Source organism: Klebsiella sp. 141161, from assembly GCF_050600815.1.
In the GTDB taxonomy this organism is placed as follows: Bacteria; Pseudomonadota; Gammaproteobacteria; order Enterobacterales; family Enterobacteriaceae; genus Klebsiella; species Klebsiella aerogenes.
In genome coordinates, this window is sequence record NZ_JAQIRN010000005.1 from 229,249 (window position 1) to 249,946 (window position 20,698).

Annotated in this window: 18 protein-coding genes; 17 read left to right on the top strand and 1 reads right to left on the bottom strand. The window is 58.7% G+C overall.

From position 1 onward, the window contains the following. Positions 1-199 precede the first annotated feature (199 nt). The 13 genes from nuoA (at position 200) to nuoN (ending at position 15,226) form a co-directional block, all read left to right on the top strand. Entirely contained in the window at positions 200-646 is a 447-nt protein-coding gene (nuoA, locus tag PGR79_RS15255) for an NADH-quinone oxidoreductase subunit NuoA (protein WP_002913181.1), read from the top strand. Positions 647-661: 15 nt separating this feature from the next. Further along, a complete protein-coding gene (gene nuoB, locus PGR79_RS15260; RefSeq protein ID WP_002913178.1) occupies positions 662-1,336 on the top strand; it encodes an NADH-quinone oxidoreductase subunit NuoB in 675 nt (224 codons plus the stop codon). 88 nt (positions 1,337-1,424) lie between these two features. Then, positions 1,425-3,233 (top strand): NADH-quinone oxidoreductase subunit C/D, encoded by a 1,809-nt coding sequence (gene nuoC, locus PGR79_RS15265; RefSeq protein ID WP_015365585.1) that lies wholly within the window; start codon positions 1,425-1,427, stop codon positions 3,231-3,233. Between the two features lie 2 nt (positions 3,234-3,235). Further along, positions 3,236-3,736 (top strand): NADH-quinone oxidoreductase subunit NuoE, encoded by a 501-nt coding sequence (nuoE, locus tag PGR79_RS15270; RefSeq protein ID WP_015365586.1) that lies wholly within the window; start codon positions 3,236-3,238, stop codon positions 3,734-3,736. After that, entirely contained in the window at positions 3,733-5,070 is a 1,338-nt protein-coding gene (nuoF, locus tag PGR79_RS15275; protein ID WP_015365587.1) for an NADH-quinone oxidoreductase subunit NuoF, read from the top strand. Before nuoE ends, nuoF begins: the two co-directional genes overlap by 4 nt. Positions 5,071-5,102: 32 nt before the next feature. Next, a complete protein-coding gene (nuoG, locus tag PGR79_RS15280) occupies positions 5,103-7,829 on the top strand; it encodes an NADH-quinone oxidoreductase subunit NuoG (RefSeq protein ID WP_171824516.1) in 2,727 nt (908 codons plus the stop codon). Beyond that, positions 7,826-8,803: an NADH-quinone oxidoreductase subunit NuoH gene (nuoH, locus tag PGR79_RS15285; RefSeq protein ID WP_015365589.1), complete on the top strand. Its 978-nt coding sequence runs from the start codon at positions 7,826-7,828 to the stop codon at positions 8,801-8,803. The genes nuoG and nuoH overlap by 4 nt, the downstream gene beginning before the upstream one ends. A gap of 14 nt (positions 8,804-8,817) precedes the next feature. Then, positions 8,818-9,360, top strand: coding sequence for an NADH-quinone oxidoreductase subunit NuoI (gene nuoI, locus PGR79_RS15290; protein WP_015365590.1), 543 nt, complete (start codon positions 8,818-8,820; stop codon positions 9,358-9,360). An 11-nt stretch (positions 9,361-9,371) separates the two neighbouring features. Next, positions 9,372-9,926 carry an NADH-quinone oxidoreductase subunit J gene (nuoJ, locus tag PGR79_RS15295; RefSeq protein WP_015365591.1) on the top strand — a complete coding sequence of 185 codons (555 nt, stop codon included), beginning with the start codon at positions 9,372-9,374 and terminating at the stop codon, positions 9,924-9,926. Next, on the top strand, positions 9,923-10,225 hold the full coding sequence (gene nuoK, locus PGR79_RS15300; RefSeq protein WP_004865088.1) for an NADH-quinone oxidoreductase subunit NuoK: 303 nt from the start codon (positions 9,923-9,925) through the stop codon (positions 10,223-10,225). Before nuoJ ends, nuoK begins: the two co-directional genes overlap by 4 nt. Then, positions 10,222-12,063, top strand: a complete 1,842-nt coding sequence (nuoL, locus tag PGR79_RS15305) for an NADH-quinone oxidoreductase subunit L (protein ID WP_015706160.1) — start codon at positions 10,222-10,224, stop codon at positions 12,061-12,063. The genes nuoK and nuoL overlap by 4 nt, the downstream gene beginning before the upstream one ends. Positions 12,064-12,232: 169 nt before the next feature. Then, positions 12,233-13,762: an NADH-quinone oxidoreductase subunit M gene (nuoM, locus tag PGR79_RS15310; protein WP_015365593.1), complete on the top strand. Its 1,530-nt coding sequence runs from the start codon at positions 12,233-12,235 to the stop codon at positions 13,760-13,762. Between the two features lie 6 nt (positions 13,763-13,768). Then, a complete protein-coding gene (gene nuoN, locus PGR79_RS15315; RefSeq protein ID WP_015365594.1) occupies positions 13,769-15,226 on the top strand; it encodes an NADH-quinone oxidoreductase subunit NuoN in 1,458 nt (485 codons plus the stop codon). Positions 15,227-15,284: 58 nt separating this feature from the next. Here nuoN and rnz read toward each other — a convergent pair whose 3' ends face one another. Further along, on the bottom strand, positions 15,285-16,205 hold the full coding sequence (gene rnz / locus PGR79_RS15320; RefSeq protein WP_320482570.1) for a ribonuclease Z: 921 nt from the start codon (positions 16,203-16,205) through the stop codon (positions 15,285-15,287). A 56-nt stretch (positions 16,206-16,261) separates the two neighbouring features. Between rnz and PGR79_RS15325 the strand changes: the two genes are divergently transcribed. From PGR79_RS15325 to menH, 4 genes are all read left to right on the top strand, one after another. Beyond that, positions 16,262-16,723: a GNAT family N-acetyltransferase gene (locus PGR79_RS15325; RefSeq protein WP_015365596.1), complete on the top strand. Its 462-nt coding sequence runs from the start codon at positions 16,262-16,264 to the stop codon at positions 16,721-16,723. A 173-nt stretch (positions 16,724-16,896) separates the two neighbouring features. Beyond that, positions 16,897-18,192 (top strand): isochorismate synthase MenF, encoded by a 1,296-nt coding sequence (menF, locus tag PGR79_RS15330; protein WP_430914752.1) that lies wholly within the window; start codon positions 16,897-16,899, stop codon positions 18,190-18,192. Between the two features lie 76 nt (positions 18,193-18,268). After that, the gene (gene menD / locus PGR79_RS15335; protein ID WP_430914753.1) at positions 18,269-19,939 is read left to right on the top strand and encodes a 2-succinyl-5-enolpyruvyl-6-hydroxy-3-cyclohexene-1-carboxylic-acid synthase; all 1,671 of its coding nucleotides are present in this window, start codon (positions 18,269-18,271) and stop codon (positions 19,937-19,939) included. Next, positions 19,936-20,694, top strand: coding sequence for a 2-succinyl-6-hydroxy-2,4-cyclohexadiene-1-carboxylate synthase (menH, locus tag PGR79_RS15340; RefSeq protein WP_430914754.1), 759 nt, complete (start codon positions 19,936-19,938; stop codon positions 20,692-20,694). The genes menD and menH overlap by 4 nt, the downstream gene beginning before the upstream one ends. The last annotated feature ends 4 nt before the right edge of the window (positions 20,695-20,698 follow it).

Consider the following 20,698-nt stretch of genomic DNA (forward strand, 5'->3'; position numbering starts at 1 on the left):
TAAATTAATGTAGTTAAAACTTTTGTTAAAGTTGACAAAAGGTTAAAGAAAGGGGTAAAAAGCCACGGCATTTGGGCTTCCTCATCAACCAGGGACGCTTTTTTGCAAGGTCATTTTTTTATTCCTCCCGTGAAACGCTGTGGCGTTCATCTGCCATCAAGAGCAGAGGGTTTTGGCGCTACACTTTTTTGGTTAAGCAATGCGTATGTCAACATCCACTGAAGTCATCGCTCATCATTGGGCATTCGCTATATTTCTCATCATCGCTATCGGTCTGTGCTGCCTGATGCTCGTCGGCGGCTGGTACCTTGGCGGTCGCGCGCGCGCGCGTAGCAAAAACACGCCGTTTGAATCGGGGATCGACTCCGTTGGTTCGGCCCGCTTACGTCTTTCTGCGAAGTTTTATCTGGTCGCCATGTTCTTCGTTATCTTCGACGTGGAAGCCCTGTATCTCTACGCATGGTCAACATCCATTCGCGAAAGCGGCTGGGTTGGCTTTGTGGAAGCCGCAATTTTCATTTTAGTGCTACTGGCTGGTCTGGTTTACCTCGTTCGCATCGGCGCACTGGACTGGACGCCTGCGCGTTCCCGTCGCACGCTGGTTAACCCGGAAACAGACAGTCCCACTAACCGTCATATGCAGTAAAAGCGAGGCAATAAGATGGATTATACGCTCACCCGCATAGATCCTAACGGTGAGAACGACCGTTACCCCCTGCAAAAACAGGAGATCGTAACTGACCCCCTGGAGCAAGAAGTCAATAAAAGCGTGTATATGGGGAAACTCGAACACGCGCTGCATGACATGGTGAACTGGGGCCGTAAGAACTCGATTTGGCCGTACAACTTCGGCCTGTCTTGCTGCTATGTAGAAATGGTGACGTCATTCACTGCGGTGCATGACGTTGCGCGTTTTGGCGCGGAAGTACTGCGTGCCTCTCCGCGTCAGGCCGACCTGATGGTGGTCGCCGGTACCTGCTTCACCAAAATGGCCCCGGTTATTCAGCGCCTGTACGATCAGATGCTGGAGCCGAAGTGGGTTATCTCTATGGGCGCATGCGCTAACTCCGGCGGGATGTACGATATCTACTCCGTCGTCCAGGGCGTGGACAAGTTTATTCCGGTTGATGTTTACATCCCGGGCTGTCCGCCGCGTCCGGAAGCTTATATGCAGGCGCTGATGCTGCTGCAGGAATCCATTGGTAAAGAGCGCCGTCCTCTCTCTTGGGTGGTTGGCGATCAGGGCGTCTATCGCGCCAACATGCAATCCGAGCGCGAGCGTAAACGCGGCGAACGAATTGCGGTGACCAATCTGCGGACTCCGGACGAGATTTAACTTGCGCCTGCGGGCGGGAACCAGACTTCGCAAATCAATCTACAAAAGCAGCGAAGCCTCGCCCGGCAGTCACCACGGACCTTTTGCAATGGTGAACAATATGACTGATTTAACCGCGCATGACGCCGCACCAGCCTGGCAAACCCGCGATCACCTTGATGACCCGGTGATCGGCGAACTGCGCAACCGTTTTGGGCCGGATGCCTTTACCGTTCAGCCTACCCGTACCGGCGTTCCGGTGGTATGGGTGAAGCGCGAACAGCTGCTCGAGGTGGGTGATTTCCTGAAGAGATTGCCTAAACCTTACGTGATGCTGTTTGACCTGCACGGCATGGACGAACGTTTACGTACACACCGCGACGGCTTGCCAGCCGCGGATTTTTCCGTTTTCTACCACCTGATCTCAGTAGACCGCAACCGCGATATCATGCTCAAGGTGGCGTTGTCTGAAAACGATCTGCATCTACCGACCTTCACCAAACTGTTCCCTAACGCCAACTGGTATGAGCGTGAAACCTGGGAAATGTTTGGCGTGACCTTCGACGGTCACCCGAATCTGCGCCGCATCATGATGCCGCCGACCTGGGAAGGCCACCCGCTGCGTAAAGACTATCCGGCGCGCGCCACCGAATTCGATCCGTTTGAGCTGACCAAGGCCAAGCAGGATCTGGAAATGGAAGCGTTAACCTTCAAGCCGGAAGAGTGGGGTATGAAGCGCGGTACCGAAAACGAGGACTTTATGTTCCTCAACCTCGGCCCGAACCACCCGTCCGCTCACGGCGCATTCCGTATTATTCTGCAGTTGGATGGCGAAGAGATTGTCGACTGCGTGCCGGACATCGGCTACCACCACCGCGGCGCGGAGAAGATGGGTGAACGCCAGTCCTGGCACAGCTACATCCCGTACACCGACCGTATCGAATACCTCGGCGGCTGCGTCAACGAGATGCCGTACGTGCTGGCGGTGGAAAAACTGGCCGGGATCACCGTGCCGGATCGCGTGAACGTGATCCGCGTGATGCTGTCCGAACTGTTCCGCATTAACAGCCACCTGCTGTATATCTCGACCTTTATTCAGGACGTCGGCGCGATGACCCCGGTCTTCTTCGCCTTTACCGACCGTCAGAAAATCTACGATCTGGTCGAAGCGATCACCGGTTTCCGTATGCACCCGGCATGGTTCCGCATCGGCGGCGTCGCCCACGACCTGCCGCGCGGCTGGGATCGCCTGCTGCGTGAATTCCTTGAGTGGATGCCTAAGCGCCTGGATTCCTATGAGAAAGCCGCGCTGCGCAACACTATTCTGATTGGCCGCTCCAAAGGCGTTGCCGCCTACACCGCGAAAGAAGCGCTGGAGTGGGGTACCACCGGCGCAGGCCTGCGCGCGACCGGTATCGGCTTCGACGTGCGTAAATGGCGTCCTTATTCTGGCTACGAAAACTTCGACTTTGAAATCCCGACTGGCGGCGGCGTTTCCGACTGCTACACCCGCGTGATGCTAAAAGTGGAAGAGCTGCGCCAGAGCCTGCGCATTCTCCAGCAGTGCCTCGATAATATGCCGGAAGGCCCGTTCAAAGCGGATCACCCGCTGACCACGCCGCCGCCGAAAGAGCGCACGCTGCAGCACATTGAGACCCTGATTACGCACTTCCTGCAGGTTTCCTGGGGCCCGGTGATGCCGGCCAACGAATCCTTCCAGATGGTTGAAGCGACGAAGGGGATTAACAGTTACTACCTGACCAGCGACGGCAGCACTATGAGCTACCGTACCCGTATTCGTACCCCGAGCTATGCGCACCTGCAGCAGATCCCGGCGGCGATCCGCGGCAGCCTGGTATCCGACCTTATCGTCTATCTGGGTAGTATTGATTTTGTTATGTCAGACGTGGACCGCTAATTATGCACGAGAATCAACAACCACAAACCGAGGCTTTTGAGCTGAGTGCGGCAGAGCGTGAGGCTATTGAGCACGAAAAGCACCACTACGAAGACCCGCGTGCGGCGTCCATCGAAGCGCTGAAAATTGTTCAAAAACAGCGCGGCTGGGTACCGGATGGCGCGATCTACGCGATCGCCGATGTGCTGGGGATCCCGGCAAGCGACGTCGAAGGCGTGGCGACATTCTACAGCCAGATCTTCCGCCAGCCGGTTGGCCGTCACGTGATCCGCTACTGCGACAGCGTGGTGTGCCATATCACCGGCTTCCAGGGGATCCAGTCGGCTATCGAGAAAAAGCTGGACATCAAACCGGGTCAAACCACCTTTGATGGCCGCTTCACGCTGCTGCCGACCTGTTGCCTTGGCAACTGCGACAAGGGGCCGACCATGATGATTGATGACGACACGCACAGTTATCTGACGCCGGAAGCGATTCCTGACCTCCTGGAGCGGTATAAATGAAAACCATTATTCGTACTGCCGAAACGCATCCATTAACCTGGCGTCTGCGCGATGACAAGCAGCCGGTGTGGCTGGACGAGTATCGCAGTAAAAACGGTTATGAAGGGGCGCGCAAGGCCTTAAGCGGTATGGCGCCGGATGAAATCGTCAATGCGGTAAAAGACGCCGGCCTGAAAGGGCGCGGCGGCGCGGGCTTTTCCACCGGTCTGAAGTGGAGCCTGATGCCGAAAGACGAGTCCATGAACATCCGTTACCTGCTGTGTAACGCCGATGAAATGGAACCGGGTACCTATAAAGACCGTCTGCTGATGGAACAGCTGCCGCACCTGCTGGTGGAAGGCATGCTGATCTCCGCCTTTGCGCTGAAGGCCTACCGCGGTTACATCTTCCTGCGCGGTGAATATATCGAAGCGGCGCAGCATCTGCGTCGCGCGATTGCCGAAGCTACCGAAGCGGGCCTGTTGGGGAAAAATATCCTCGGTACCGGTTTTGACTTCGAGCTGTTCGTGCATACCGGGGCAGGGCGCTATATTTGCGGTGAAGAGACGGCGCTTATCAACTCCCTGGAAGGCCGCCGCGCGAACCCGCGCTCCAAGCCGCCGTTCCCGGCGAGCTCGGGCGTATGGGGCAAACCGACCTGCGTCAACAACGTTGAAACCCTGTGCAACGTGCCTGCCATTCTCGCCAACGGCGTGGAGTGGTATCAGAATATTTCAACCAGCAAGGATGCCGGCACCAAGCTGATGGGCTTCTCCGGGCGCGTGAAGAATCCGGGCGTCTGGGAACTGCCTTTCGGCACCACCGCGCGCGAGATCCTCGAAGATTACGCCGGCGGCATGCGTGATGGCCTGAAGTTTAAAGCCTGGCAGCCGGGCGGCGCCGGTACCGACTTCCTGACCGAAGCGCACCTCGATTTGCCGATGGAGTTTGAAAGCATTGGTAAAGCCGGTAGTCGTCTGGGCACCGCGCTGGCGATGGCCGTCGACCACGAGATCGGCATGGTTCCGCTGGTGCGCAACCTCGAAGAATTTTTTGCCCGCGAATCCTGCGGCTGGTGTACGCCTTGTCGCGACGGCCTGCCGTGGAGCGTGAAGATCCTGCGCGCCCTGGAGCGCGGCGAAGGCCAGCCTGGCGATATCGAAACTCTTGAGCAACTGTGTCGATTCCTCGGGCCGGGTAAAACCTTCTGCGCGCACGCGCCGGGCGCGGTTGAACCGCTGCAGAGCGCTATCAAATATTTCCGCGAAGAATTCGAGGCTGGCATTAAGCAGCAGTTCAGCAATACCCATGCAATTAACGGTATTCAGCCGAACCTGCTTAAGACGCGCTGGTAATCTAAAGGTTTTTTATTTTTGGAAGCACGCAAATGGCTACGATTCATGTAGACGGCAAAGAATACGAGGTCAACGGAGCGGACAACCTGCTAGAGGCTTGTCTCTCTCTTGGTCTTGATATTCCATACTTTTGCTGGCACCCGGCGCTAGGGAGCGTCGGTGCTTGCCGCCAGTGTGCGGTGAAGCAATATCAGAACGCGGAAGACACGCGTGGTCGCCTGGTGATGTCCTGTATGACTCCGGCATCTGACGGCACCTTTATTTCTATTGACGACGGCGAAGCGAAGCAGTTCCGCGAAAGCGTGGTGGAGTGGCTGATGACCAACCACCCGCACGACTGCCCGGTCTGCGAAGAGGGCGGCAACTGCCACCTGCAGGATATGACGGTCATGACCGGTCATAGCTTCCGCCGCTATCGTTTCACCAAGCGTACCCACCGCAACCAGGATCTGGGGCCATTTATTTCTCACGAAATGAACCGCTGCATCGCCTGCTACCGCTGCGTTCGCTACTATAAAGATTATGCCGATGGCACCGATCTGGGCGTTTATGGCGCTCATGACAACGTCTACTTCGGCCGCCCGGAAGATGGCACGCTGGAAAGCGAGTTCTCCGGTAACCTGGTTGAAGTTTGCCCGACCGGCGTCTTCACCGATAAAACGCACTCTGAGCGTTACAACCGTAAGTGGGACATGCAGTTTGCGCCGAGCATCTGCCAGCAGTGTTCCATTGGCTGTAACATCAGCCCTGGCGAACGCTATGGCGAGCTGCGTCGTATCGAAAACCGCTATAACGGTACCGTTAACCGCTACTTCCTCTGCGACCGCGGTCGTTTCGGCTATGGCTACGTAAACCTCAAAGATCGTCCGCGTCAGCCGGTTCAGCGCCGCGGCGACGATCTGATCGCGCTCAACGCCGAACAGGCGATGCAGGGGGCGGCGGATATCCTGCGCCAGTCGAAGAAAGTCATTGGTATCGGTTCTCCGCGCGCCAGCATTGAAAGCAACTTCGCGCTGCGTGAGCTGGTCGGTAGCGAAAACTTCTATACCGGCATCGCTAAAGGCGAACAAGCGCGCCTGCAGATGATGCTCAAAGTGCTGCGTGAAGGCGGGATCCATACCCCGACGCTGCGCGATATCGAATCCTACGATGCGGTGCTGGTGCTGGGCGAAGATATTACCCAGACCGGCGCGCGCGTTGCCCTGGCGGTACGCCAGGCGGTGAAAGGGAAAGCACGCGAAATGGCGGCGGCGCAGAAAGTGGCCGACTGGCAGATTGCGGCAATTCTCAACATCGGACAGCGCGCTAAGCATCCGTTATTCGTCACTAATATCGACGACACCCGCCTCGATGACATCGCGGCGTGGACCTATCGCGCGCCGGTGGAAGATCAGGCGCGTCTGGGCTTTGCTATCGCCCATGCGCTGGACAACAGCGCGCCGGCGGTTGATGGCCTGAGCCATGACCTGCAGGGTAAAGTTGATGTGATCGTTCAGGCGCTGGCCGGGGCGAAAAAACCGCTGATTATCTCCGGCACTAACGCCGGCAGCATGGAAATCATTCAGGCTGCCGCCAACGTGGCGAAAGCGTTGAAAGGCCGCGGCGCCGATGTTGGCGTGACTATGGTCGCCCGCGCGGTGAACAGCGTTGGTCTGGGCATGATCGGCGGCGGCTCGCTTGAAGAGGCGCTGGACGAACTGGAAAGCGGTGCCGCAGATGCGGTTATCGTGCTGGAAAACGACCTGCACCGTCATGCTTCCGCCGCGCGCGTCGACGCTGCGCTGGCGAAAGCGCCGCTGGTGATGGTGGTTGATCATCAGCGCACCGCGATTATGGACAAAGCGCACCTGGTGCTCTCCGCGGCAAGCTTTGCGGAAAGCGACGGTACCGTGGTGAACAACGAAGGCCGCGCCCAGCGTTTCTTCCAGGTTTACGATCCGGCTTACTACGACGCGAAAACCGTGATGCTGGAAAGCTGGCGCTGGCTGCATTCGCTGCACAGCACCGTCAACAACCGTCAGGTTGACTGGACGCAGCTGGACCACGTCATCGATGCGGCGATTGCGGCGCTGCCGCAGCTGGCGGGCATTAAAGATGCCGCGCCGGATGCGACCTTCCGCATTCGCGGTCAGAAGCTGGCGCGTGAACCGCACCGCTATAGCGGCCGCACGGCGATGCGCGCCAACATCAGCGTGCACGAACCGCGCCAACCGCAGGATAAAGACACCATGTTCGCCTTCTCGATGGAAGGGAACAACCAGCCGTCCGCGCCGCGTTCGCAAATTCCGTTTGCGTGGGCGCCGGGCTGGAACTCCCCGCAGGCATGGAACAAATTCCAGGATGAAGTGGGCGGTAAACTGCGCCACGGCGATCCGGGCGTGCGTCTGATTGAAGCTTCCGCCAGCGGGCTGGAGTACTTCACGGCGATTCCGGCCAGCTTCCACGCGGAAGAGGGCAAATGGCGTATCGCGCCTTACTACCACCTGTTTGGCAGCGATGAGCTGTCGCAGCGTTCTCCGGTGTTCCAGAGCCGGATGCCTGAGCCGTACATCAAGCTGAACCCGGCGGATGCCGCAAAGCTTGGCGTCAATGCCGGGGCGATGGTTTCCTTCAGCGTTGAAGGCCAGACGCTGAGTCTGCCGCTGGTTATTTCTGAAGGGCTGGCCGCGGGACAGGTTGGCTTACCGATGGGCATGCCAGGCATCGCGCCGGTACTGGCCGGGGCGCGTATTGATTCACTGCAGGAGGCGCAAGCATGAGTTGGTTAACGCCGGATCTTATCGACATTTTGTTAAGCATCCTGAAGGCCGTGGTCATTCTGCTGGTGGTCGTCACCTGCGGCGCGTTCATGAGCTTCGGCGAGCGTCGTCTGCTCGGCCTGTTCCAGAACCGCTACGGACCTAACCGCGTGGGCTGGGGCGGTTCGCTGCAGCTGGTCGCCGACATGATCAAGATGTTCTTCAAAGAGGACTGGATCCCGCGCTTCTCCGATCGCGTGATCTTTACTCTGGCGCCGGTTATCGCCTTTACTTCGCTGCTGCTGGCCTTTGCTATCGTGCCGGTTAGCCCGTCGTGGGTGGTCGCCGACCTGAACATCGGTATTCTGTTCTTCCTGATGATGGCAGGCCTGGCGGTGTACGCGGTCCTGTTCGCCGGTTGGTCGAGCAACAACAAATACTCGCTGCTGGGGGCGATGCGTGCTTCCGCGCAAACGCTGAGCTACGAAGTGTTCCTCGGTCTCTCCCTGATGGGCGTGGTGGCGCAGGCGGGGTCATTCAACATGACCGATATCGTCAACAACCAGGCGCATCTGTGGAACGTCATCCCGCAGTTCTTTGGCTTCGTCACTTTCGCCATCGCCGGCGTGGCGGTGTGTCACCGTCACCCGTTCGACCAGCCGGAAGCGGAGCAGGAACTGGCCGATGGTTACCACATTGAATATTCCGGTATGAAATTCGGTCTGTTCTTCGTCGGCGAATACATCGGGATTGTCACCGTTTCAGCGCTGATCGTGACGCTGTTCTTCGGCGGCTGGAATGGCCCGTGGTTACCGCCTTTCATCTGGTTCGCGCTGAAAACCGCGTTCTTCATGATGATGTTCATTTTGATCCGCGCATCATTACCGCGTCCGCGTTATGACCAGGTAATGTCCTTTGGCTGGAAGGTATGCCTGCCGTTAACGCTGGTCAACTTGTTGGTAACGGCGGCTGTCATTCTCTGGCAGGCGCAATAAGGGGTGAATTGAACATGACCTTAAAAGAATTATTGGTAGGGTTCGGCACCCAGGTCCGCAGTATTTGCATGATCGGGATGCACGCCTTCGCCAAACGTGAAACTCAGATGTACCCGGAAGAGCCGGTATATCTGCCGCCGCGCTATCGTGGCCGTATCGTGCTGACGCGCGATCCGGACGGTGAAGAGCGCTGCGTTGCCTGTAACCTGTGTGCGGTAGCCTGCCCGGTTGGCTGTATTTCTCTGCAGAAAGCAGAGACCAAAGATGGCCGCTGGTACCCGGAGTTCTTCCGCATCAACTTCTCACGCTGCATTTTCTGCGGCCTGTGCGAAGAAGCGTGCCCGACCACGGCGATTCAGTTGACCCCGGACTTCGAACTGGGCGAATACAAACGTCAGGATCTGGTGTACGAAAAAGAGGATCTGCTGATTTCCGGTCCGGGCAAATACCCGGAATATAACTTCTACCGGATGGCGGGTATGGCAATCGACGGCAAAGATAAGGGCGAAGCGGAAAACGAAGCTAAGCCAATCGACGTCAAGAGCCTGTTACCGTAAGGAGAGGGGCAATGGAATTCGCTTTTTATATCTGTGGCCTGATAGCCATCCTCGCAACCTTGCGGGTCGTCACCCACACCAATCCGGTGCACGCGCTGCTGTACCTGATCATTTCGCTGTTAGCGATTGCCGGGGTGTTTTTCTCGCTGGGCGCTTACTTCGCCGGTGCGCTGGAAATCATCGTTTACGCCGGGGCCATTATGGTGCTGTTCGTGTTCGTGGTGATGATGCTCAACCTGGGCGGCACCGAGATCGAACAGGAACGCAAATGGCTGCAGCCGGGGATCTGGATTGGCCCGGCCATCCTTTCCGCGGTGCTGCTGGTGGTTATCGTTTACGCCATCCTGGGCATTAATGACCAGGGTATCGACGGCGCGGCGATCAACGCCAAAGAAGTGGGTATTGCGCTGTTTGGGCCGTACGTCCTGGCGGTGGAGCTGGCCTCCATGCTGCTGCTGGCGGGCCTGGTTGTTGCCTTCCACATTGGCCGCGAAGAGCGCGCCGGTGAGGTGCTGAGCAACCGCGTGAACGACAGCGACAAAAGAAAAACGGAGGAACACGCATGATCCCCTTAACACATGGACTGATCCTCGCCGCCATCCTGTTTGTGCTCGGCCTGACTGGTCTTGTGATCCGCCGCAATCTGCTGTTTATGCTGATTAGCCTGGAAATCATGATTAACGCCGCCGCGCTGGCATTCGTGGTCGCGGGAAGCTACTGGGGCCAGACTGATGGTCAGATTATGTATATCCTCGCCATCAGCCTCGCGGCTGCGGAAGCGAGTATCGGTCTGGCGCTGCTGCTGCAGCTCCATCGTCGCCGCCAGAACCTGAACATCGATTCAGTAAGTGAGTTGCGTGGATGAACATGCTTGCCTTAACCATTCTTCTGCCATTGATTGGCTTTGTGCTGCTGGCCTTCTCCCGCGGACGCTGGTCGGAAAATCTTTCCGCTACCGTGGGGATGGGCTCGGTAGGCCTGGCGGCGCTGGTGACGGCGTACGTCGGCGTCGACTTTTTCGCTAACGGCAAACAGGCGGTCAGCGTACCGCTGTGGAACTGGATGTCGGTCGGTGATTTCAACATCGGCTTCAACCTGGTGCTGGATGGCCTGTCTCTGACCATGCTCTCCGTGGTTACCGGCGTCGGCTTCCTGATCCACATGTTCGCCTCCTGGTACATGCGCGGCGAAGAGGGCTACTCTCGCTTCTTCGCTTACACCAACCTGTTTATCGCCAGCATGGTCGTTTTGGTGCTGGCCGATAACCTGCTGTTGATGTACCTGGGTTGGGAAGGCGTGGGTCTCTGTTCTTACCTGCTGATCGGCTTCTACTACACCGATCCGAAGAACAACGCCGCGGCGATGAAAGCGTTCGTGGTCACCCGCGTCGGCGACGTGTTCCTCGCCTTCGCGCTGTTCATTCTTTATAACGAACTGGGCACCCTGAACTTCCGCGAAATGGTTGAGCTGGCGCCGCAGCACTTCGCTAACGGCAGCACCACGCTGCAGTGGGCGACGCTGATGCTGCTCGGCGGCGCGGTCGGTAAATCCGCTCAGCTGCCGCTGCAAACGTGGCTTGCCGATGCGATGGCGGGCCCGACGCCGGTCTCTGCGCTGATCCACGCCGCTACCATGGTGACCGCGGGCGTGTACCTGATTGCCCGTACCCACGGCCTGTTCCTGATGACGCCGGAAGTGCTGCATCTGGTCGGTATCGTTGGCGCAATCACGCTGGTGTTGGCGGGCTTCGCCGCGCTGGTGCAGACCGACATCAAACGCGTGCTGGCTTACTCGACTATGAGCCAGATTGGCTACATGTTCCTCGCGCTGGGCGTGCAGGCATGGGACGCGGCGATCTTCCACCTGATGACGCATGCGTTCTTTAAAGCGCTGCTGTTCCTGTCGTCCGGTTCGGTGATCCTCGCCTGCCATCACGAACAGAACATCTTCAAGATGGGCGGCCTGCGCAAATCCATTCCGCTGGTTTATGTCTGCTTCCTGGTGGGGGGCGCGGCGCTGTCCGCTCTGCCGCTTATCACCGCAGGCTTCTTCAGTAAGGATGAGATTCTGGCTGGCGCGATGGCCAACGGCCATATCAATCTGATGGTAGCGGGCCTGGTTGGCGCCTTTATGACCTCGCTGTATACCTTCCGTATGATTTTCATCGTGTTCCACGGTAAAGAGCAAATTCACGCGCACGCAGGGAAGGGGATTACCCACCATCTGCCGCTGATTGTGCTGCTGATTCTGTCCACCTTCGTTGGCGCGCTGATTGTGCCGCCGCTGGAAGGCGTACTGCCGCAGACCACCGAGCTCGCTCACGGTAGCGTGATGACGCTGGAAATGACCTCCGGGATTATCGCTATCGCCGGCATCCTGATCGCCGCATGGCTGTGGCTGGGCAAACGTACGCTGGTGACTTCCATCGCCAACAGCGCGCCTGGCCGCTTCTTCGGTACCTGGTGGTTCCATGCCTGGGGCTTCGACTGGTTATACGACAAAGTGTTCGTGAAACCATTCCTCGGTATCGCCTGGCTGCTGAAGAGCGATCCGCTGAACTCGTTGATGAATATCCCGGCGATTCTGTCCCGCTTCGCAGGTAAAGGCCTGCTGGTGAGCGAGAACGGCTATCTGCGGTGGTATGTGGCTTCAATGAGCATTGGCGCGGTGGTAGTGCTGGCTCTGCTGATGGTACTGCGTTGATTTGAGCGCGCGGTTTTGCCCGGTGGCGTTTCGCTTACCGGGCCTACGAAACCGTAGGTCGGGTAAGTGAAACGCCACCCGACACAACAAACCGCACTCAAACGTGAATGTAGTCGAATTCGTTGAAAATCGGTCCTGAACGGGACTTTAACAAGGAATAAAAATCGCCATGTTATTACCCTGGCTAATATTAATCCCCTTTATTGGCGGCTTCCTGTGCTGGCAGACTGAACGCTTTGGCGTGAAACTGCCGCGCTGGATTGCGCTGATTACCATGGGACTGACGCTGGTGCTTGGCCTGCAGCTGTGGATGCAGGGCGGCTATTCTCTGACACAATCCGCGGGGATTCCGCAGTGGCAGTCGGAATTCGTGCTGCCGTGGATCCCACGTTTCGGCATTAGCATCCATCTGGCGATTGACGGTCTGTCGCTGCTCATGGTGGTGCTGACTGGCCTGCTCGGCGTGTTGGCGGTGCTCTGTTCCTGGCGCGAAATCGAAAAGTACCAGGGCTTCTTCCACCTCAACCTGATGTGGATCCTGGGCGGCGTCATCGGCGTATTCCTCGCCATCGACATGTTCCTGTTCTTCTTCTTCTGGGAAATGATGTTGGTGCCGATGTACTTCCTGATCGCGCTGTGGGGTCACAAAGCCTCTGACGGTAAAACGCGTATCACGGCGGCCACCAAGTTCTTCATCTATACCCAGGCGAGCGGTCTGGTGATGCTGATCGCCATTCTGGCGCTGGCATTCGTCCATTTCAACGCCACCGGCGTGTGGACCTTCAACTATGAAGAGCTGCTGAAAACCCCGATGTCGCACGGCGTGGAATACATGCTGATGCTCGGCTTCTTCATCGCCTTCGCGGTGAAAATGCCGGTGGTGCCGCTGCACGGCTGGCTACCGGACGCCCACTCCCAGGCGCCGACTGCCGGTTCCGTCGACCTCGCGGGCATCTTGTTGAAAACCGCGGCCTACGGTCTGCTGCGCTTTGCGCTGCCGCTGTTCCCGAACGCCTCCGCCGAGTTTGCGCCAATCGCCATGTGGCTGGGCGTGATCGGTATCTTCTACGGCGCGTGGATGGCCTTCGCCCAGACCGATATCAAACGTCTGATTGCATACACCTCCGTTTCCCACATGGGCTTCGTGCTGATTGCTATCTACACCGGTAGCCAGCTGGCTTATCAAGGGGCGGTGATTCAGATGATTGCCCACGGTCTGTCCGCGGCGGGTCTGTTCATTCTGTGTGGTCAGCTGTACGAACGTCTGCACACCCGCGATATGCGCCAGATGGGCGGCTTGTGGAGCAAAATTAAATGGCTGCCGGCGATGTCGATGTTCTTCGCTGTCGCCACCCTGGGGATGCCGGGCACCGGTAACTTTGTCGGCGAATTTATGATTCTGTTCGGCAGCTATAAAGTGGTGCCGGTGATTACCGTTATCTCGACCTTTGGTCTGGTATTCGCTTCCGTTTACTCGCTGTCGATGCTGCATCGCGCCTACTTCGGTAAAGCGAAAAGCGAAATCGCGACGAAAGAGCTGCCGGGGATGTCCCTGCGTGAACTGTCTATCATCCTGCTGCTGGTGGTGCTGCTGGTGCTGTTGGGCTTCTTCCCGCAGCCAATTCTCGACACCTCGCATGCTGCGATGAGCAACATTCAGCAGTGGTTTGTTAATTCTGTTTCTACTACAAGGCCGTAATTCGCCATGACAATAACTCCACAACAACTGATCGCACTGCTACCGCTGCTGATCGTCGGCTTGACGGTGGTGGTTGTGATGCTCTCCATTGCGTGGCGACGCAATCATTTTCTCAATGCCACGTTGTCGGTTCTCGGACTTAACGCCGCGCTGGTCTCGCTCTGGTTTGTTGGTCAGAACGGGGCGATGGACGTCACCCCGCTGATCCGCGTTGACGGTTACTCGATGCTCTATACCGGGCTGGTGCTGTTAGCGAGCCTCGCGACCTGTACTTTCGCCTACCCATGGCTTGAGGGTTACAAGGACAATAAAGAAGAGTTCTACCTGCTGGTGCTGATCGCCGCGCTGGGTGGTATTCTGCTGGCCGGCGCTAATCACCTGGCCTCGCTGTTCCTCGGTATCGAATTGATTTCGCTGCCGTTGTTCGGCCTGGTCGGTTACGCCTTCCGCCAGAAACGTTCGCTGGAAGCGAGCATCAAATACACCATCCTCTCCGCGGCAGCCTCGTCTTTCCTGCTGTTCGGTATGGCGCTGGTGTATGCGAATTCCGGTAACCTGTCCTTCCTCGCGCTGGGCAAGAGCCTGGCTGACAACGCGCTGCACGAGCCGCTGCTGCTGGCGGGCCTCGGTCTGATGATCGTCGGTCTTGGCTTTAAACTGTCGCTGGTGCCGTTCCACCTGTGGACGCCGGATGTATACCAGGGCGCGCCTGCGCCGGTATCCACCTTCCTGGCGACCGCCAGCAAGATTGCCATCTTCGGCGTGGTGATGCGTCTGTTCCTGTACATGCCGGTGGGCGACAGCGAAGCGGTACGCGTGGTGCTGGGCCTGATCGCCTTCGCCTCTATCATCTTCGGTAACCTGATGGCGCTGAGCCAGACCAACATTAAGCGTCTGCTCGGTTACTCTTCCATCTCACACCTCGGCTATCTGCTGGTGGCGTTAATCGCCCTGCAGAGCGGCGAAATGTCGATGGAAGCCGTTGGCGTCTACCTGGCCGGTTATCTGTTCAGCAGCCTCGGCGCGTTCGGCGTGGTCAGCCTGATGTCCAGCCCGTACCGCGGTCCGGATGCTGACTCGCTGTTCTCCTACCGCGGTCTGTTCTGGCACCGTCCGATCCTGTCGGCGGTAATGACGGTGATGATGCTGTCGCTGGCCGGTATTCCGATGACCCTCGGCTTTATCGGTAAGTTCTACGTGCTGGCCGTCGGTGTACATGCGCACCTGTGGTGGCTGGTTGCCGCGGTAGTGATTGGCTCGGCGATTGGTCTCTACTACTACCTGCGCGTTGCCGTCAGCCTGTACCTGAGCGCCCCGGAGCAGCTGAACCGCGATGCGCCGTCAAACTGGCAGTACAGCGCCGGCGGTATCGTGGTGCTGATCTCCGCGCTGCTGGTGCTGGTGCTTGGCGTGTGGCCGCAGCCGCTGATTAGCATCGTGCAGCTGGCGACGCCGCTGATGTAATCTGCGCTATAAATAAAAAAAACCGCCGACTTGTCGGCGGTTTTTTTATGCCTGCGATTTATGCCAGTCGATAAACCATAAAATCCTCCGCCAGTAGCGTATTGGCGAAAATCTCCCGGCATTCCGCCAGCATGCGCAGGCAGCCTTCGGCATCGTAGCGCGAGCTAAAGTGGGTGGCGATTAGCGTGCCGACCCCCGCTTCTTTGGCAAGCGCCGCGGTTTGCTGACTGGAAGAGTGGCCACGGCTATTGGCTTTCTCCGCCATCGCCTGCTCAAGGGTGGTTTCGTGGACCATCACATCCGCGCCGCGCGCCATCTCCAGCGCCTGCGGGCAGGGGGCGGTATCGCCGAAGATGGCCAGCGTTTTACCCGGGGTCGCTGGTCCCAGATAGCGGCTGCCGTCGATGACCCGGCCATCTTCCAGCTCAACGCGCTGGCCGAGCTTGAGCTTATGGAACAGCGGCCCCGGACGCACGCCATCGGCAATCAGTTGGGCGGCATCGAGCGTTCCGGGCTTGTCATGCTGTTCGATGCGGTAGCCGTAGCACTCCACCGGATGACTGAGCGGGTACGCGCTGACCCGATAGCCGTCTTCGTCGAAGACCAGGCCGGGGCCGACTTCGATGATAGTGAGCGGATAATCGGTCCACGAGCCGCTCAGGCGCAGCGCGGTTTCGATGAATTCTTTAATCCCTTTTGGCCCGTAAACCGTCAGCGGCAGCGAGTTTCCCTGCATCGAGCGGCTGCACAACAGGCCGGGCAGGCCGAACAGATGATCGCCGTGCAGGTGAGTGATGAAAATTTTATTCAGTTTGCCTGGGTGGTAAGGGGTATGGAGAAACTGATGCTGGGTGCCTTCGCCGCAGTCAAACAACCACATTTCAGCGCTGGTGGGTTGTTGCAAATTCAGTATTATCGACGTCATATTACGCGTACGGGTCGGCACGCCGGCGGATGTCCCCAAAAATGTTAATTCCATCGTCCAGTGTCCTCAGGCGAGTGGTAAAGCATCAGTATATCAATAAGGAGTCACAAATGATGACCTGGCAGGATTTACATCACAGCGAGCTCACTGTTGCTCAACTGTACGCCTTGCTGAAGCTGCGCAGCGCGGTGTTTGTCGTCGAACAACGCTGCGTCTATCAGGATATCGACGGCGATGATTTAGTCGGCGAGAACCGTCATCTGCTCGGCTGGCGCGACGGAGAGCTGGTGGCCTACGCGCGGATCCTCAAAAGCGAAGAGGAGTTCGAACCGGTGGTGATTGGCCGGGTTATCGTTAGCCCGTCCGTGCGCGGCGAGAAGCTGGGCTACCAGTTGATGGAGCAGGCGCTGGCCAGCTGCCGGCAGAACTGGCCGCAGAAGGCGATTTATCTGGGGGCGCAGGCGCATCTGCAGAAATTTTATGCCAGCTTTGGTTTTGTGCCGGTGACAGAGGTATACGATGAAGATGGTATTGCCCATATCGGTATGGCGCGTGACATCACAACTCATTAAGAAGCTAAATAGTAATAGCGTATCGCTATCAATTATCTATACTTTTCCTCCTGTAGCGAATCCAGTGTCTGGCGTTCGCCGGGCCTGTTAAGGTTCGCTCCCTCATGATGGGTACTGCTATTTATCGCAGCTACCCTTTATAATGTGGGGTTTTTAATTTCGTGGAGGTTCGCGTGCTGTCTGTTTCCACCGCGCTGGAAAGCCTGTTGGGTTGTCTGGCTGAAGATTTCCCTCCGTCGCCCGGCACGCGAATTTTTGATATCCCATTCCCGTTAAACGACGCCTTCGACCCGTTACTGTGGTGCGCGCGCCAGCCGTGCTGGCCGCAATTCTACTGGCAGCAGCGTAATGGTGATGAAGAGCTGGCGGCGCTGGGGGCGGTAACCACCTTTGCCTCTTTGTCCGCGGCGCATGATTTTTTATGCGCGCAGGGGCGGGAAAATCTGCGCATCAGCGGGCTGAACGCGTTCGACCCGCAGCAGGGCCATCTGTTTCTGCCGCGGCTGGAGTGGCGCCGCCTGGGCGGCAAAGCGACTTTGCGGCTGGTGGTACACAGTGCGACCTCGCTGCAAGACGACGCGGCCGCCGCGCGGGCGTTTCTCCAATCATTAAATAGCGAGCAGGCGACGGCGGCATCGATGCCGCCGCTGCAAAGCGAGCAGCATGCGCCGGAATACCCGCAGTGGAGCGAGCTGATTACGCAGGCGACGCAGGCAATCGGCGCCGGCGAAATGGATAAGGTTGTGCTGGCGCGGGTCACGGATTTACGCTTTAGCGCGCCGCTGCAGGCGTTTGCCATTATGGCGGCCAGTCGGCGCAGCAATCTTAACTGTTTTCACTTCCTGATGGCCTTTAGCCCGAAGCAGGCGTTTCTCGGCTCCACGCCGGAACGGCTATGGCGGCGACGCGGCGCGCTGCTGCGCACCGAAGCGCTGGCGGGTACCGTCGCTAATCATCCTGATGACGCCCGGGCGCAGCAGTTGGGCGATTGGCTAATGAAAGACGATAAAAACCAGCGGGAAAATATGCTGGTGGTCGAGGATATCTGCCAGCGTTTGCAGAGCGAGTCGCCGACGCTTGACGTTCTACCGCCGCAGGTCGTACGCCTGCGCAAGGTGCAGCATCTGCGGCGCTGTATCTGGTGCGAACTGGCTGAGCCCGACGACAGCCGCTGCTTGCTGCAGTTGCAGCCTACCGCCGCGGTGGCGGGGCTGCCGCGCCAGGCGGCGCTGGCGTTCATCCGCCGTCATGAGCCTTTCGCCCGCGAATGGTATGCCGGCTCCGCAGGTTATCTTTCTCTGGCGCAAAGCGAGTTTTGCGTGGCGCTGCGCTCGGCAAAAGTCGAGAACGACACCCTGCGGCTGTATGCCGGGGCCGGTATTGTCAGCGGATCTGACCCGCAGCAGGAGTGGCAAGAAATAGAAAATAAAGCGGCGGGATTACGAACGTTATTACTTTCAGAAACGTAGAGAGACGACGTATATCAAAACGGCGCAACTCTGCCTTATCTATACTTAGCATCAATATTTGATACCGGACAATTTCATGTCAGTAAGCGCATTTAACCGACGCTGGGCGGCGGTGATCCTTGAAGCTTTAACCCGCCACGGCGTGCAGCACATTTGCATTGCCCCAGGCTCGCGCTCGACGCCCTTAACCCTGGCGGCGGCGGAAAACCGCGCTTTTATTCATCACACTCATTTTGACGAACGTGGCCTTGGCCACCTGGCGCTGGGACTGGCGAAGGCTAGCCGCCAGCCGGTGGCGGTGATTGTGACCTCCGGAACCGCAACCGCGAATCTCTATCCGGCGCTGATTGAAGCGGGCCTGACGGGTGAAAAACTGATCCTGCTGACCGCCGACCGCCCGCCGGAGCTTATCGACTGCGGCGCCAATCAGGCCATCCGCCAACCGGGAATGTTTGCTTCTCATCCTGCGCAGACCGTTTCTTTACCGCGACCTTCGCAGGATATTTCCGCCCGCTGGCTAGTCTCGACTATCGATCAGGCGCTGGGCGAGCTGCATGCCGGTGGGGTGCATATCAACTGCCCGTTCGCGGAGCCGCTATATGGCGATATGGACGATACCGGGCTGGAGTGGCAACAGCAGCTCGGCAACTGGTGGCAGAGCGATAAACCCTGGCTACGTCAGGCGCTGCAGATGGAGAGTGAGAAACAGCGCGACTGGTTCTTCTGGCGGCAAAAACGCGGCGTAGTGGTCGCGGGCAGGATGAGCGCCGCGGAAGGTAAAAAAGTGGCTGAATGGGCGCAGACCCTCGGCTGGCCGATGATTGGCGATGTCCTGTCGCAGACCGGGCAGCCGTTACCGTGCGCCGACCTGTGGCTTGGCAACGGTAAAGCGGTCAGCGAACTGGCGCAGGCGCAAATCGTCGTGCAACTCGGTAGCAGCCTGACCGGCAAACGCGTGCTTCAGTGGCAGGCGACCTGCGAGCCGGATGAATACTGGCTGGTGGATAATCTGCGCGGTCGTCTCGACCCGGCGCAGCACCGCGGTCGCCGTCTGCTCTCAAGCGTTGAGCGCTGGCTCGAACTGCATCCGGCGGAGAAACGCCAGCCGTGGGCGACGGTGATCCCGCAGCTTGCCGGGCAGGCGTGGCAGGCCGCGGTCGCCAGCAACGAGCCTTTTGGCGAAGCGCAGCTGGCGCAGCGCATTCGGCGCTATTTGCCGGATCAGGGACAGCTGTTTGTTGGCAACAGTTTAGTGGTACGCCTGATAGACGCGCTGGGGCAACTGCCGGCGGGTTATCCGGTCTATAGTAATCGCGGCGCCAGCGGCATCGATGGCCTACTGGCGACCGCCGCCGGCGTGCAGCGCGCGAGCGCCCGGCCTACGCTTGCGATCGTCGGCGATCTTTCGGCGTTATACGATCTCAACTCGCTGGCCCTGCTGCGCCAGGCGTCGGCGCCGCTGGTGCTGATCGTGGTCAATAATAACGGCGGGCAGATTTTCTCTATGCTGCCGACGCCGCAGGACGAGCGCCGCCAGTTCTATTTAATGCCGCAGGACGTTGATTTCAGCCACGCGGCGGCGATGTTTGGTCTGGCTTATCACCGCCCTGATGACTGGCAGTCGCTGGATGAGGCGCTGGCAGGCGCGTGGCGCCGCGCCGGGGCGACGGTAATTGAGCTGGCGGTTAACGAGACCGACGGTACGCAGACTCTCCAGCAACTGCTGGCGCAGGTAAGCCGCCTGTGACGCTCAACGCGACGGTTGAAAGCGGCCAGCCGGGTTATCCCTGGCTGGTATTCCTGCACGGCTTTTCCGGAGACCGCGACGAGTGGCGTACGGTTGGTGAAGCGTTTCCGGCTTGGCCGCGGCTGTATCTCGATCTGCCGGGGCACGGTGGCTCGGCGGATATCGCGGTCGATGGCTTTACCGGGGTCAGCGAATTACTGCAGGCTACGCTAAATAGTTACAACATCCTGGATTACTGGTTGGTTGGCTACTCCCTGGGCGGCCGGGTGGCGATGAACTTCGCCTGCCAGCCGCGCGCGGGCCTGCGCGGCCTGATCGTCGAGGGCGGACATCCGGGCCTGCAGGACGAAGCGTCGCGGCAGGCGCGGCGCGGCAATGATAGCGCCTGGGCGGAACGTTTTCGCCGCGAGCCGTTAGCGCAGGTCTTCGCCGACTGGTATCAGCAGCCGGTCTTCGCTTCGCTGGATGCGGCGCAGCGTGAGTCATTGGTCGCCCTACGTCGCCGCAATAATGGCGCTACGCTGGCGGCGATGCTGGAGGCAACCTCCCTTGCGGAGCAGGCCGATTTGCGCGCGTCTCTGCAGGCTCGCGATTTTCCTTTTCACTACCTGTGCGGCGAACACGACGCGAAGTTTCGCGCTATCGCGCAAGCGCTCGCCGCCGATACCCATATCATTCACCATGCCGGACACAACGCGCACCGGGACAACCCCGCTGCGGTGATTGCCTGTCTGGCGCAGATTCTGGCAAGTTAACTGA

Excerpts from the sequence above, each read along its gene's own strand:
- nuoA (WP_002913181.1), top strand. The coding sequence starts at position 200 with ATGCGTATGTCAACATCCACTGAAGTCATCGCTCATCATTGGGCATTC.
- nuoB (WP_002913178.1), top strand. The coding sequence starts at position 662 with ATGGATTATACGCTCACCCGCATAGATCCTAACGGTGAGAACGACCGT.
- nuoC (WP_015365585.1), top strand. The coding sequence starts at position 1,425 with ATGGTGAACAATATGACTGATTTAACCGCGCATGACGCCGCACCAGCC.
- nuoE (WP_015365586.1), top strand. The coding sequence starts at position 3,236 with ATGCACGAGAATCAACAACCACAAACCGAGGCTTTTGAGCTGAGTGCG.
- nuoF (WP_015365587.1), top strand. The coding sequence starts at position 3,733 with ATGAAAACCATTATTCGTACTGCCGAAACGCATCCATTAACCTGGCGT.
- nuoG (WP_171824516.1), top strand. The coding sequence starts at position 5,103 with ATGGCTACGATTCATGTAGACGGCAAAGAATACGAGGTCAACGGAGCG.
- nuoH (WP_015365589.1), top strand. The coding sequence starts at position 7,826 with ATGAGTTGGTTAACGCCGGATCTTATCGACATTTTGTTAAGCATCCTG.
- nuoI (WP_015365590.1), top strand. The coding sequence starts at position 8,818 with ATGACCTTAAAAGAATTATTGGTAGGGTTCGGCACCCAGGTCCGCAGT.
- nuoJ (WP_015365591.1), top strand. The coding sequence starts at position 9,372 with ATGGAATTCGCTTTTTATATCTGTGGCCTGATAGCCATCCTCGCAACC.
- nuoK (WP_004865088.1), top strand. The coding sequence starts at position 9,923 with ATGATCCCCTTAACACATGGACTGATCCTCGCCGCCATCCTGTTTGTG.
- nuoL (WP_015706160.1), top strand. The coding sequence starts at position 10,222 with ATGAACATGCTTGCCTTAACCATTCTTCTGCCATTGATTGGCTTTGTG.
- nuoM (WP_015365593.1), top strand. The coding sequence starts at position 12,233 with ATGTTATTACCCTGGCTAATATTAATCCCCTTTATTGGCGGCTTCCTG.
- nuoN (WP_015365594.1), top strand. The coding sequence starts at position 13,769 with ATGACAATAACTCCACAACAACTGATCGCACTGCTACCGCTGCTGATC.
- rnz (WP_320482570.1), bottom strand. The coding sequence starts at position 16,205 with ATGGAATTAACATTTTTGGGGACATCCGCCGGCGTGCCGACCCGTACG.
- PGR79_RS15325 (WP_015365596.1), top strand. The coding sequence starts at position 16,262 with ATGATGACCTGGCAGGATTTACATCACAGCGAGCTCACTGTTGCTCAA.
- menD (WP_430914753.1), top strand. The coding sequence starts at position 18,269 with ATGTCAGTAAGCGCATTTAACCGACGCTGGGCGGCGGTGATCCTTGAA.